This window comes from Rufibacter immobilis, from assembly GCF_003721565.1.
GTDB classification, from domain to species: domain Bacteria; phylum Bacteroidota; class Bacteroidia; order Cytophagales; family Hymenobacteraceae; genus Nibribacter; species Nibribacter immobilis.
Genome location: NZ_RJJE01000009.1, coordinates 278,503 through 290,943, shown reverse-complemented (window position 1 = coordinate 290,943; position 12,441 = coordinate 278,503). Strand labels below are relative to the sequence as shown.

The following is a 12,441-nucleotide window of genomic DNA, read 5'->3' as shown; positions in this document are numbered from 1 at the left end:
AAACTTGCGGAATGGGCCTATTACGTAAACCGGCCGCTGAACGATGAACTTGTTTTGGCCCTGTTTCCGGAAAAAGAGCCGCTAAACGCACTACGCCTCCAGCGCGGCACCCGCTTTCTGGAACATAACCTCGGCCTGTGGGGCCAGGCTGGTGCGCACCTCCACCGTGAGGCGGCACGCCAGGTTGAAATCCTGCTGGCGCACGGGCAGGTCCAGGTCTTTCACAACTTTCATGACCTCGTTCATCTGCTCGTAGCCGAAGTGCACCGTAAGCAAGGTAGTCTCGTGGCGTTCTTCCACCTGGGCTTGTTCCAGGGCCTCAGTGGTGGCGGTTTTGTAGGCATGGATGAGCCCGCCCACGCCCAGCTTCACGCCCCCGAAGTACCGAATCACCACCACCAGCACGTTGCTGAGGCCCAGGGACCTGATCTGCCCCAGAATAGGATCTCCGGCCGAGTGGTTGGGTTCGCCGTCATCATTGGCTCTATAAGTGGCCCGGTCGGCACCCAGCAGGTAGGCGTAGCAGTGGTGGCGGGCGTCAAAATACTCTTTCCGGAGGGCCTGCAGAATCTCCTTGATCTCCTCCTCAGAGCGTACGGGGTATGCCTTGGAAATGAACTTGCTGCCCTTCTCTTTGTACAACCCCTCCACGGGTGCGGCTATGGTGCGGTAGGTGTCCTCCCTCATGGAAGGCAAAAGTACGAAACTGTTTAGAATAGCCACTGGTGCTGGTTTAAGCCAAATTCCGGAAAAAGAGCCGCTAAACGTACCATCTGCGGAGAAAACGGAATTCACTGCGTTTGCGTACCTTCGCCGGTAATGACGACCCCAGAACCTCAGTTGCTCCCGTTGCGGCACTTGCCCGATGCCGCCGGTACCCTTGTCTCTACCCAAGATACTACGGGGCTGCCGTTTGCCGTGCAGCGGGTTTTCTGGGTTTTTGCCTCTGCCCAGGGGACCCAGCGGGGTGGGCACGCGCACCGCACCACACAGGAGTTGTTGGTGGTGGTACAGGGCACGGTTCGGGTAGAGACGCAAACCGCCCAAGGGCGAAAGACCTTTGAACTGACCGGCCCCACGCAGAGCCTGTACATTCCGCCGCTTTGCTGGATTACGGTCCATCCCTCGGCGAACGCCGTGCTCTGCTGCATGACCTCCACGGTGTTCAATGAAGCCGATTACATCCGGGAGCATGCCGTCTTCCAAAACGAGATAAACTAACAACATGGCGGGTTGGGAAACAGAATCAGGCTATGAGCTACGCTGCCTCACCACCCCGGCGGAGCGGCAGGCCCTGCCGCCTTTCTCCTTTGATGTGTTCCTGTTTCTCCAGCCCGCGCACGTAGCCTTGCAGGCCGGCCCTGATTGGCAGATGTTCGTGCTGGTGAACCGGCGCACTGGTTTGGTAGACGGCGTGGCGCATTTTTTCCAGGAGGAACGTAATGTCTTTTCGCCCTGGCGCGCGCCTTTTGGGGGCGTACAGCTGAACCTCACCGTTCCCGAAGAGGCAGTCCATCACTTTCTCCAGAATCTTCACCAACAGCTGCGGCACAAAGGGCTAAGGGAAGTGAAATGGCTCCAGTGCCCAGATGCGTATGCCCCCCAGACGAACCAATTACTCCGCGCTACGCTGCCTGCCTTCGGGTATACCACGCGGTACGACCAGCGTAACCACCATGTCCCGGTCTCAGCGGTGCCCTTTGCCGCCCAGGCGCATCCTTCTATCAAAAGACGGCTGATGAAATGCCAACAAGCTGGCTTTACCTTCCAGCAGGAAACCCTGGCGGAACTCCCCGAAGCCTATGCATTCCTGAAACAGTGCCGTGAAGAGAAGCAGAAGCCGCTTTCTTTGTCCTTGCCCCAACTGACCCGCTATTTTGAGCTGTTCCCGGAGCGCTATTTCCTGTTCACCGTCCGGAGGGAAGGGGAACTGGCGGCCGTGGGCGTGGCGGTGCTGGTGAGCAACCACATCCTGAACCATCTTTACCCGGCCAGCCCGAGGCGGTTCAATGCCTATAGCCCCAGTGTGTTGCTGAACGCCGGGCTGTACCAGTTTTGCCAGCAGCGCCAGATTCCAATGTTGGATTTGGGGGTGTCGGCGCCGGTGCAGGAGGACGAGGCTGAGTATGCCGGGCTGTTCACGTTCAAGGAGCGCCTGGGCGGGGTAGAATCCCTTAAACCTACCTTTGTGCGTAGTGCCGAAGAAGATGCACCACCGAAGACCACCTCAGTTTAGCGCTGATTTTGAAAAAAGCGCCCCTAAACGCAAATTAGGGTTTAACTTGCTGCTCCGTTATCTGTTGGTTTATGCGTTCAAGGCTTATGCACGTTCCTTTCTTCACATTCAGAGATTTTCCCCTTGGGCTGGAGGCACAGGTAGAGGCAGCGTTGGTGCAGGAATGGCGCAATAAACAGTTCATTCTGGGGCCAACCGTTAGCCGATTTGAACAGGCGTTCGGGCAGTACCTGGGTGGCCCCGAAGTGATTGGCGTAGGCAATGGCTATGATGCGCTGGTGCTCAGCCTGAAGGCCTTGGGCATAGGGCCTGGTCATGAAGTCATTGTGCCGTCCAACGGGTACATTGCCACCATCAACGCGGTGCAGCAGGTAGGCGCGAAACCGGTGTTCGCGGAACCAGACCCGCAGTCCTATAACCTCACTGCCGCCACGGTGGCGCCAAAGCTCACGCCCCAGACCAGAGCCGTGTTGCCCATTCACCTCTACGGCCAAAGCTGTGAGCTGGACCCTTTGCTGCAACTCTGCCAGGAACACGGCCTGCATCTGGTGGAAGACTGCGCCCAGGCCCACGGCGTGCGCTACAAAGATCAATTGGTAGGCACTTTTGGGGCGGCCAACGCCTTCAGTTTTTATCCCACCAAGAACTTAGGAGCCCTTGGCGATGGCGGAGCGGTGGTTACCCAAGATACCGCAGTGGCAACTTGGCTGCGGCAGTACCACAACTACGGGCAGTCCAAACGATACCAATACGCGCAGGTAGGGGTGAACTCCCGCTTAGATTCTATTCAGGCCGCGGTGCTGCACGTGAAGCTCCTTCACCTGGAGACCCTGAACGCTGAGCGGCAGCGGCTGGGCCGACAGTATCATGCGCTTCTGGACGGAGTAGGGGATTTGGTGTTGCCTAAAGTTGCCTCATCGGCCACGGGCCACGTGTACCACCTGTACGTGGTGCGCACGCGGCACCGCGATGCCCTGCAACAGTACCTGGCCCGGCAGAACGTGCAGACGCTGGTGCATTATCCGGTGCCGCCCCATTTCCAACCGGCCTACCAGCACCTGGGCTACCAGAAAGGCGATTTGCCGGTGGCCGAGGCGTTGGCGGCCACCAGCCTCAGCCTGCCTTTGTTCCCCGATCTTACTCAACCCGAGCAGGCGTATGTAGTGGAACAAATCAAAAGGTTCTTCTCCTGAACTCTGCTTGCCCTGCATGCGTTTAGCGGCTCTTTTTCCCGAATTAGGCTCAAAACAGCTTGCGAAAAGAAGCGGGGATACCCCTGCCTAGGGCTCTATTGCAGGATTTTCTTCGTAGTTTGCACCATGGCGCGAAAGCAGCACTTGCGGCAATTTTTGGGTAACTCTCTCTGGTCTGGTCTCTCCACGGTGGCCCGGGCGGTGAGCGGATTGGCGGTGAACAAGCTGTTTGCGGTGTACTACGGGCCGCAGGGCATCACGCTGTTGGCGCATTTCCAGAACCTCATCGCCTTGCTTACCCAGCTTCCCAACGGGGGCGTCAATATAGGGCTTATCAGGCACCTGGCGCAACCTTCCCCCGTGAGCCAGCAATACCGTGCCTACTTCTGGGCGGGCTTTTTCCTCAATGTGCTTACGTTTATAGGCGGCGCGGTGGCCGTGATGCTGTTCCCGGGCTTTTTCTTAGAGCGTTTTGGAGAGATGCTGCTGTTTCAGGGTGGCCCTGTGCGGGTGTGGCTTCTGCTGGGTTTGTTTGTGCTGTTGCTGCTGCATTTGTTCTGGCTCTCTTTGCTGCTGGCGCGGCAGGCCTTAAACTGGTACGTGTGGCTGAGCCTGCTCAGCAGTTTGGTGAGCGTGAGTGCCACCTGGTGGGCGGTAGGCCGATTAGACCTGCCACTGGCGTTGGTGCTGTACCTGACCGGGCAGGCCATTGGCGGTCTGGCCGGACTGGCCGTGGTGCTGTACAAAGGACTGATCCCGACCTGGCGCTTTAAACTACCCGCCACGGTGGTGCACGACCTGGGCAAGTACCTAGTCATGGCCATGGCCACGCTGGTAGGAGCCAAGCTGGTGGATTTTGTGGTGCGTGAGATGGCCATCCGGGAGTTTTCTGTGCTGGAGACGGGGCTGTGGCAGTCAGCAGTGAAGATTTCTGATAGTTATACCATGGTGTACATCTCCGTTTTGGGCATGGTGTATTACCCTAAGATTGCGTCTCTGTTGCCCCAGCCGCAGGCGTTAAGGGAATACGTGCGCAGCATTTTCTTCCTGCTGTCACCGGCGGTGGCTTTGGCGTTGCTGGTGTTCTGGTGGCAGCGCGATTTCTTTATCCAGCTCCTGTTTCACCGCGATTTTCTGGCCGCCCGTGACCTCATGGACTACCAGTTGCTAGGCGATTTCCTGAAGATGACCGCTTGGGTGCTTTCCTATATTGTGACGGTGCAGGCGCGGGTGAAACTCTACATCCTCACGCAGCTTGTCTCTGGTGTTGTGTATGTGGCTCTGGTGGCCTGGCTTATGCCGCTGCTGGGGCTGGATGGATTGCCCATGGCCCATGCGCTGCGGTACGGGCTGTACCTGGTGTTTCACCTGATCTTGTTCCGGTCTTACTTCACTGCCTCATGACCCCACCGCTGGTTTCCATTATCTGCCTCTGTTATAACCACGCGCCATTTCTGCATGAGGCGCTGGATTCTGTGCTGGCGCAAACCTATCCTAATGTGGAGGTGCTGGTGGTGGATGATTGCAGCACAGACCAGAGTGTGTCCATCATAGAAACGTACGTGCAGCGGCATCCGCAGATCAAGTTTATCCGGCACGCCCAAAACCAGGGCAATTGCGCGTCATTCAATGAAGTCCTGCAACTGAGCCAGGGGGAATTCATCATTGATTTCGCCACCGATGACGTGCTGCACCCGGAGCGCGTGACCCGGCAAGTGGAAGCCTTTCTGCAACTGCCTGCTTCCTACGGTGTGGTCTACACCGATGCTGAGCTGATAGACGAACAAGGCGTTTCGCTGGGCTTTTTCTATAAACGGGCTAGTTCTGGAAAACTAAGCCCAAAACCCGCTACCGGCGATGTCTTCGCGGAGGTGCTGGGCCGTTATTTCATTTGTCCGCCTACCATGATGATGCGCCGCCGGGTGCTGGAGGAGTTGCAGGGCTACGATCCAGACTTGGCTTATGAGGACTTCGATTTCTGGGTAAGATCTGCCCGCCATTGGCAGTATCATTTTCTGGACGAAGTGCTTTGCCAACGCCGGATGCACCCACATTCGCTTTCCAGAAAGGTTTACCAGCAAGGCGACAAGCAGCTGGCCTCTACCGTGAAGGTGATTCAGAAAGCCCAAAAGCTGGTGAGGACGCCGCTGGAGAAAGAGGCCCTGAAAGCCAGAATCAGGTACGAGGCGCGGCACGCCTATTTCACCGCTAATTATTCAGAGGCTACGGAGCTTTTGAAGGTGCTGGAGCAGGAGCAGGGTATGACATCGGTTTACCGAATCCTGCAAGTGCTTACCCGCCAGAAGGTGCCGCTGCAGTTTCTGCGCCGGTGGTACCACCGCTGGAAGTACGGGCATATCGCTGCATAAAGTTCTCCAGGATTTTAGTGAACACGTTATCGGTCCCCAGCCCCGAACCGCTCTGGATAGACCCGGTGTTGAGCACTGCGTGCTGCGCAGACAGCTCTGTGAAGGTGATTTCGCCGCCGCCTGCGCCATTCCAGGCTGGGTCATGTTCCGTGTACCTGTCGATAAGATGCTCTGATTTGGCTTTGTTGAGGCCTTTGGCCAGCACCACGGTGTGGGGAGGAGAACTCCAGGTGGTTTTATCGGTTTCGTCGCCGCAGATGGGCAAATTATCCAGGCCGTGCTCCCCAAACATATCATCGGCTTTCAAGCCCGTTCCCGCCAGGAGCCAGTGTTGGGGTATTAGCACTTGATAAGGAGCGTAGGTGTTCATGCCAGCTTCTGAGAACTGAGCGCCCAGCAACTGTGCCTCGGGGTGTGGCGTGTGCCGCCAGAGGCTGCCCCGTTTTGCTTCGTTTTGGAAAAAAGAGCCGCTTTTGCGGCATTCCAGCTGGGTGAAGTTCTGATGCCAGCGCACCTGCCAATACACCTGATTCCCGCCCAAAGCCACCAGTGATTTCTGCTGGTTCCGGACCAGGTCTCGGAGGGCCGTGTACATGCACTCAGAGAAATACTCAGCGTGGTAGGCTAATACGATAACCTGATGCTTCTGGAATATTTCCGGATGAGCTTCCAGATAATAATCGGGGTAGAGGGCTGCCTGGTAGTGCCGCGAAAACCAATGGAAAATGTTGGCCTCAATGCGGAGGTTGTGCTGGAGCGGATGCGTGCAGGAGTACGTGAGGGCGGTGTTCGGCCGAAGGGCAGAGAGAAAGGAAGCCTCGCCTTCGCCCAGTGCGTTGCGGTAGAAAGACTGTCCGGCGTAGGCATTGTAGGCCAGCCAGGTGGTGACGGGGGCCAGTACGGCTACCTGTGAGGTGGGGGAGGAAGCGCCCACCAGGAAATGGATCTCGGCGGCTTTCTCCAGGGCGGGATTGGTCAACAAGGCCCGGTAATAGCCGGGAAGCGCTGTCGTCGGCAAAGGGTACTGCCACCCGATGGTCCAGTGGCAACCTTCCTGTGTTTCGTTTAGCGCCTCTTTTTGCGAAATCGCCCCGAAAACGTATTCCGTGATCTCTTCCCATTCCTGATCGGCCACGCTGCGCTGTAACCGGAGGTGGTTCTGGGGCAATTCTGCTTTGAGGTGGAAAGAAATCGTCTCACCTGGGGTGTAGAAAAGTTTGTCGGTGTATCCTTCCAGGGGCTGGGGGAGCATGTCTGGGGTGACCAGGGCAATTGGAACTGGCTTTTTAGGGAGAAGCAGGCGGAGAAAATGCTTGGTGGGGCCAATGGCTTTCAGCAACAGCGGCCTGAGCTGCTGGAGCAGTCGGGTTCCTCTCCGGTACGTCATGGGTGCAGTTGCCGGAGGTTAGAACGCAGGGAGAGGAAGGCGAGCATTTTCTTGGGCTGGGGCATGTAGGGCAAAGCTTCTGCCCAAAGATAAAGATTGCAGGGTAATTCTCCCCGCCCAGATAAATACTGACACCCTCGCTTGCTTTTTTACGTAGTACCTAGTTGAGAAGTATCCGGGGGAAGGTCTGCGGCGGCTAGTTTTAGAGGAAACGAGCGGGTGCCGGGCTTTCTGTTTTAAATGTGATATATTTGCTCTTCCATATCTAAAAGAACTTATGTTAGAAAAGGCCATAGCCACCCGTACGGAGGTGATGAAATACTTAGAGAACTTCCTGGACACAGCCCTGCCGGAGTTCCTTAAATCTGTGGAGGATAGCTGGCAACCTGCCGACTTTCTGCCAGATGCCCGTTTGGATTCGTTCTTTGATGAGATCCGGGAGCTGAAAGAGCGTGCCCGTGAATTGTCTTATGACCTGTTGGCGGTTCTTATTGGTGACACCATCACCGAGGAGGCCCTGCCTACCTATGAGAGCTGGATCATGAGCATCAAAGATGTGAACCGTAACCCTGATTCTTCCTGGATGAAATGGAACCGCGGCTGGACCTCTGAGGAAAACCGCCACGGCGACCTGCTCAACCGCTATCTGTACCTGACCGGCCGCATTGACATGCGCCAGATGGAAGCTTCCACCCAGTACCTCATCGCCGACGGCATGGACATCCAGACTGATGACGACCCGTACCGTAGCTTCGTGTATACTTCTTTCCAGGAAACGGCTACCAACGTGTCGCACCGCCGTGTGGGCGCTTTGGCCAAGAAAGCCGGAGAGACCACCTTGTCCCGTATCTGTAACTTTATTGCCGCCGATGAAGGACGTCACGCCAAGGCGTACAAAACCTTCGTGAAAAAAATCTTTGAGGTAGACCCCTCTGAGATGATGATCGCCTTTGAAGACATGATGCGCAAGAAGATTGTGATGCCGGCGCACTACCTGCGCGAACTGGGCATTGACCAGGGGCAGACCTTCGGCCACTTCACAGATGCCGCCCAGCGTATTGGTGTCTATACCTCCTCAGATTACGTGGAGATCATGGAAACCCTCATCAGGGAGTGGAAAATCTCCAGCATGACCGGTCTTAATGAAGCCGGCGAGCGCGCCCGCGACTATTTAATGGCCCTGCCCAACCGCCTGCGCCGCGTGGCAGACCGTCTGCGCGTACCAGAACTGCAGTACAAATTCAAGTGGATTGACTCCTAGCACCTAAAGCCGTTTAGCGGCTCTTTTTCCAGGATTAACGCGAAAACGCCCGGCAGATACTTTTGCCGGGCGTTTTACATTCAACGCTAACCTTTTATATGAACTATGGGTAAGTGGCCGTGATGGTCAATCCCTAATTCTTGCCTACTACCTGCACCCCTTTCCAGAAAGCGATAAAACCCTCAATCTCCTTTACTTTTTCCTCCTGGGGCTTGGGGTAAGTCCAGGCGGCGTCCTGGTTTTCGAAATGGCCTACCTGTACTGAGTAATAAGAAGCCTCTCCCTTGCGGGAGCATACGGAGTGTCTGGTACTGGGCTTAAAGAACTCCCAGCGCAGAGAGGAAGGCGGGAAATAATGGTTTCCGTCTACCTCAATGGTAGTATCACTCTCCGCTAGAATCGTATTTTTCCAGATAGCACGCATAAGTAAGATTGGAATGGTATTAAAGTAATAATTTCATTGCATTATTTGCTAGTGTTTACTCATTTTTTACCAGAAGGTTACCTTTCTGAGAACATTTGCGTTAACACGTTGTTAGCTAAAGACACAAGATACAGGACGTAAGACCTCAGATTCTTGAATATCCCTCATTAAGAAAGTTCCATTAGAAGGAGGAGAGGCGGTGTGCAAAAGCATACTACTCTGTGAACTGTCTTGTGTCTTACGTCTTGTATCTTGTGTCTTTTTAAAAACCAGAAACATGGCAGCCGGATATAGATTCACAGATTATGTGCCGGAGGAACCCAAAGACCAGGGATTTGAATCTTTGCTCCAGATTTTCCTCCAATTGATTACCCTCACCGCCGGAGACGTGGCCGAAGCCATGTCCTGGATGAGTGAGTTAGACAAGCGTTACAACCTCACCAATGACTCCTATGGCTTGGGCGATTTCTTTGAAGACCTCAAGAAGAACGGCTACATAGATGACAAAGGCCCAGACGGTAAGTTTAACCTGCAGGCCAAAGGCGAGCAGAAGATCAGGAAAAGCGCGCTGGAAGAAATCTTCGGGAAACTGAAGAAAGGCGGCCGCGGCAACCACACCACGCCCAAAGCCGGTATTGGTGATGAGCCTTCGGCCGATAGGCGGGAGTTCCGTTTTGGTGATGCGCCCGAGCAGATTGAGCTCACGGAGTCCATCCGCAACGCGCAGATCCAGCACGGCATCGCAGATGATTTCTTTCTCACGGAGCAGGACCTGGAGGTAACCGAACGCGAGCACAAGACGCAGACCAGCACCGTGCTCATGATTGACATCTCGCACTCCATGATTCTGTACGGCGAAGACCGCATCACGCCCGCTAAAAAAGTAGCCATGGCCCTGGCCGAACTGGTCAAGATCAAGTACCCCAAAGACAACCTGGACATTATTGTGTTTGGCAACGATGCCTGGCAGATCAGCGTGAAAGACCTGCCCTACCTCATGGTGGGGCCGTACCACACCAACACCGTTGCCGGGCTGGAACTGGCCATGGACCTGCTGCGCCGCCGCAAAACCAGCAACAAGCAGATTTTCATGATCACAGACGGCAAGCCCACCTGCTTAAAAGAGGGCCTCAAGTACTATAAAAACAGTTTCGGGCTGGATAGGAGAGTGGTGAACAAAACCCTGAACCTGGCAGCGCAGTGCCGTAGGCTGGGCATTCCCATCACCACGTTCATGATTGCCTCAGATCCGTACCTGCAGCAGTTTGTGGAAGAATTCACCCAGGTAAACAACGGGCAGGCGTATTACAGCAGCCTCAAAGGTCTGGGTGATCTGGTGTTTAGAGACTACGGCCGTAACCGGAAGAAGAGAATGTGAGGCCATTGCGTTTAGAGGCTCTTTTTCAGAAAACAGCCCCTAAACGCCATTACTCATGCTCTTTCTTTAGGGCCTTCTTCTTGAAAGAGCCGGCCACAAAAGACAAGATAATGCTAATCCCGAAAATGAGATAGAATACTGGCCGCTCAATCACATGCGTCATGCGTAAAGCGGCGGCGGCTACCACAAGAACCGTGGCCAATAGATACAGGAGCGAATAATTCTTCATAGTAGTACAAGATAAGGGCTACAATACAAACTTTTGCGTTTAGGGGCTGTTTTTCCAAAAAGAGGCGCTAAACGCAAAACATCAGGAGAGGAGACGTTTTCTTATCCAGGGAGCCAAGTTCAACAATCCGCCGGTGAAAATAAGGCTTAAGGCAAGGTAGACGTTGTCATCCTTGGTCAGGATCATGAAAAGACCGGCAAACGTGAGCAGACGGGCCAACACCGAAAGTAAAAACGAACGTGACTTGAAGCGCATCATAACCTTGTTGTGCTAGAGTTTTTTCTTCAAGATACGTACTTTAAAAATCAATCAGCAATCAATCAACCAGCAATAGAAAAATGCTTTATTCTGATATACCCGCAGAGCAACTGCAAAAGATCAAGACCCTGGGCCAACTGAAGGCCGCCGGCTATGAGCCCCGGAGCGTGAAAGAAGAACTGCGCGCCAACCTCATTAAAAAACTGAGCAGCGGCGAAGAAGTGTTTCCCGGCATTTATGGTTACGAAGAGACCGTGATCCCAGACCTGCAACGCGCTATCCTGAGCCGCCACCACATTAACCTGCTGGGCTTGCGTGGGCAGGCCAAAACCCGCATTGCGCGCCTCATGGTGCAGCTCCTGGACGAGTACGTGCCCGTGGTGGTTGGTTCTGAGCTGAACGATGACCCCTTTCAGCCGCTTTCGCGCTACGCCGTAGACCAGATCGCCCACCACGGCGATGATACCCCTATTACTTGGCTGCACCGCGACGAGCGCTACACCGAGAAACTCGCCACCCCAGACGTGTCGGTGGCGGACCTCATCGGAGACGCCGACCCCATCAAAGCCGCCACGCTCAAACTGCCGTACTCAGACGAACGGGTCATTCATTTCGGGCTGATCCCAAGGGCGCACCGCGGTATTTTTGTGATCAATGAGTTACCAGATTTGCAGGCGCGTATCCAGGTGTCTCTGTTCAATATCTTGCAGGAAGGCGATATCCAGATCAGGGGTTTCAAGATCAGGCTTCCGCTGGACATCCAGTTTGTGTTTACCGCCAACCCAGAGGACTACACCAACCGCGGTTCTATTGTGACACCGCTCAAAGACCGCATAGACTCACAGATCATCACGCACTATCCTAAGAGCATTGAAGTAGGCAAGCGCATCACCAAGCAGGAAGCCCGCATCACAGAGGCCCAGCAGGAGCGCGTGAAAGGCCATGAGCTTATCCATGACCTGGTGGAACAGATCGCCTTTGAAGCCCGCGAGAGCGAGTACGTAGATGCCAAAAGCGGGGTGTCGGCGCGTCTCACCATCTCGGCGTATGAAAGCGTGATCAGTGCCGCCGAACTGCGGGTGCTCACCAACGCTGAGGCCCAGACCCACGTGCGTGTGTCAGACTTTCTGGCGGCGGTTCCGGCCGTGACCGGCAAGGTGGAGCTGGTGTACGAGGGCGAGCAGGAGGGAGCCGGCGGCGTGGCCTACCGCTTAATGGGCAAAGCCATCAGAACGCAGTTCCTGAACTATTTCCCAGACCCAGACAAATTCAAGAAGCAGAAAGACAAAGACCCATACAAGAAAGTGACCGCCTGGTTCTCAGACGGCCATACCCTTGATCTGTTAACCGATGCCTCAGACGCCGAGTACAAGCGGGTGCTCAACCAGGTGCCGGGCCTTTCAGACGTGGTGGATAAATATCAGCCCAAGGCCAAAGACGAAGCCGAGCACCTCTTCTTCATGGAGTTCTGCCTGCACGGCCTGGCCGAGTACAGCCTCATTTCCCGCAACCGCCTCACCGCCGGGCTTCAGTTCAAAGATTTATTGAGCAGCATGTTCTCCGGCGGCGGCTTCAGCCTGAGTGATGACGAGGACGAAGACGAGGATGATAACGACCGTTTCTAAGCCGTTTTTCTGAAAACAGGCCCAAAACGTATTCCAAAGCCGAAGCCGCACAGCTTCGGCTTTTGTTTTTTTAAGGCTCGT

Annotated in this window: 13 protein-coding genes; 8 read left to right on the top strand and 5 right to left on the bottom strand. The window is 55.1% G+C overall.

Going from position 1 to position 12,441, the window contains the following annotated elements; all coding sequences use genetic code 11:
- Window positions 1-90 precede the first annotated feature (90 nt).
- Entirely contained in the window at window positions 91-687 is a 597-nt protein-coding gene (locus EFA69_RS08530; protein ID WP_123132680.1) for an IMPACT family protein, read from the bottom strand.
- A gap of 132 nt (window positions 688-819) precedes the next feature.
- On the opposite strand from EFA69_RS08530, the gene EFA69_RS08525 reads away from it, so the two are divergent.
- From EFA69_RS08525 to EFA69_RS08505, 5 genes are all read left to right on the top strand, one after another.
- Entirely contained in the window at window positions 820-1,221 is a 402-nt protein-coding gene (locus EFA69_RS08525; protein WP_123132679.1) for a sugar 3,4-ketoisomerase, read from the top strand.
- Window positions 1,222-1,225: 4 nt separating this feature from the next.
- On the top strand, window positions 1,226-2,236 hold the full coding sequence (locus EFA69_RS08520; protein WP_123132678.1) for a GNAT family N-acetyltransferase: 1,011 nt from the start codon (window positions 1,226-1,228) through the stop codon (window positions 2,234-2,236).
- Between the two features lie 86 nt (window positions 2,237-2,322).
- Window positions 2,323-3,429, top strand: coding sequence for a DegT/DnrJ/EryC1/StrS family aminotransferase (locus EFA69_RS08515; protein WP_123132677.1), 1,107 nt, complete (start codon window positions 2,323-2,325; stop codon window positions 3,427-3,429).
- 126 nt (window positions 3,430-3,555) lie between these two features.
- A complete protein-coding gene (locus EFA69_RS08510; RefSeq protein ID WP_123132676.1) occupies window positions 3,556-4,833 on the top strand; it encodes an MATE family efflux transporter in 1,278 nt (425 codons plus the stop codon).
- On the top strand, window positions 4,830-5,798 hold the full coding sequence (locus tag EFA69_RS08505) for a glycosyltransferase family 2 protein (protein ID WP_123132675.1): 969 nt from the start codon (window positions 4,830-4,832) through the stop codon (window positions 5,796-5,798). The genes EFA69_RS08510 and EFA69_RS08505 overlap by 4 nt, the downstream gene beginning before the upstream one ends.
- Here EFA69_RS08505 and EFA69_RS08500 read toward each other — a convergent pair.
- Entirely contained in the window at window positions 5,722-7,185 is a 1,464-nt protein-coding gene (locus tag EFA69_RS08500) for a N,N-dimethylformamidase beta subunit family domain-containing protein (RefSeq protein ID WP_123132674.1), read from the bottom strand. The two genes, EFA69_RS08505 and EFA69_RS08500, sit on opposite strands and share 77 nt — an antisense overlap.
- A gap of 277 nt (window positions 7,186-7,462) precedes the next feature.
- Between EFA69_RS08500 and EFA69_RS08495 the strand changes: the two genes are divergently transcribed.
- Complete coding sequence (locus tag EFA69_RS08495) at window positions 7,463-8,446, top strand: acyl-ACP desaturase (protein ID WP_123132673.1); 984 nt, start codon at window positions 7,463-7,465, stop codon at window positions 8,444-8,446.
- 133 nt (window positions 8,447-8,579) lie between these two features.
- Here EFA69_RS08495 and EFA69_RS08490 read toward each other — a convergent pair whose 3' ends face one another.
- The gene (locus EFA69_RS08490) at window positions 8,580-8,870 is read right to left on the bottom strand and encodes a DUF427 domain-containing protein (RefSeq protein ID WP_123132672.1); all 291 of its coding nucleotides are present in this window, start codon (window positions 8,868-8,870) and stop codon (window positions 8,580-8,582) included.
- A gap of 277 nt (window positions 8,871-9,147) precedes the next feature.
- On the opposite strand from EFA69_RS08490, the gene EFA69_RS08485 reads away from it, so the two are divergent.
- Window positions 9,148-10,248 carry a vWA domain-containing protein gene (locus EFA69_RS08485; protein WP_123132671.1) on the top strand — a complete coding sequence of 367 codons (1,101 nt, stop codon included), beginning with the start codon at window positions 9,148-9,150 and terminating at the stop codon, window positions 10,246-10,248.
- Between the two features lie 49 nt (window positions 10,249-10,297).
- On the opposite strand, the gene EFA69_RS08480 is transcribed toward EFA69_RS08485, so the two are convergent.
- Window positions 10,298-10,477, bottom strand: a complete 180-nt coding sequence (locus EFA69_RS08480) for a hypothetical protein (RefSeq protein ID WP_123132670.1) — start codon at window positions 10,475-10,477, stop codon at window positions 10,298-10,300.
- A gap of 81 nt (window positions 10,478-10,558) precedes the next feature.
- On the bottom strand, window positions 10,559-10,735 hold the full coding sequence (locus tag EFA69_RS20265) for a hypothetical protein (protein WP_183906726.1): 177 nt from the start codon (window positions 10,733-10,735) through the stop codon (window positions 10,559-10,561).
- Between the two features lie 80 nt (window positions 10,736-10,815).
- On the opposite strand from EFA69_RS20265, the gene EFA69_RS08475 reads away from it, so the two are divergent.
- Window positions 10,816-12,360, top strand: a complete 1,545-nt coding sequence (locus tag EFA69_RS08475; protein WP_123132669.1) for a sigma 54-interacting transcriptional regulator — start codon at window positions 10,816-10,818, stop codon at window positions 12,358-12,360.
- Window positions 12,361-12,441: the final 81 nt, after the last annotated feature.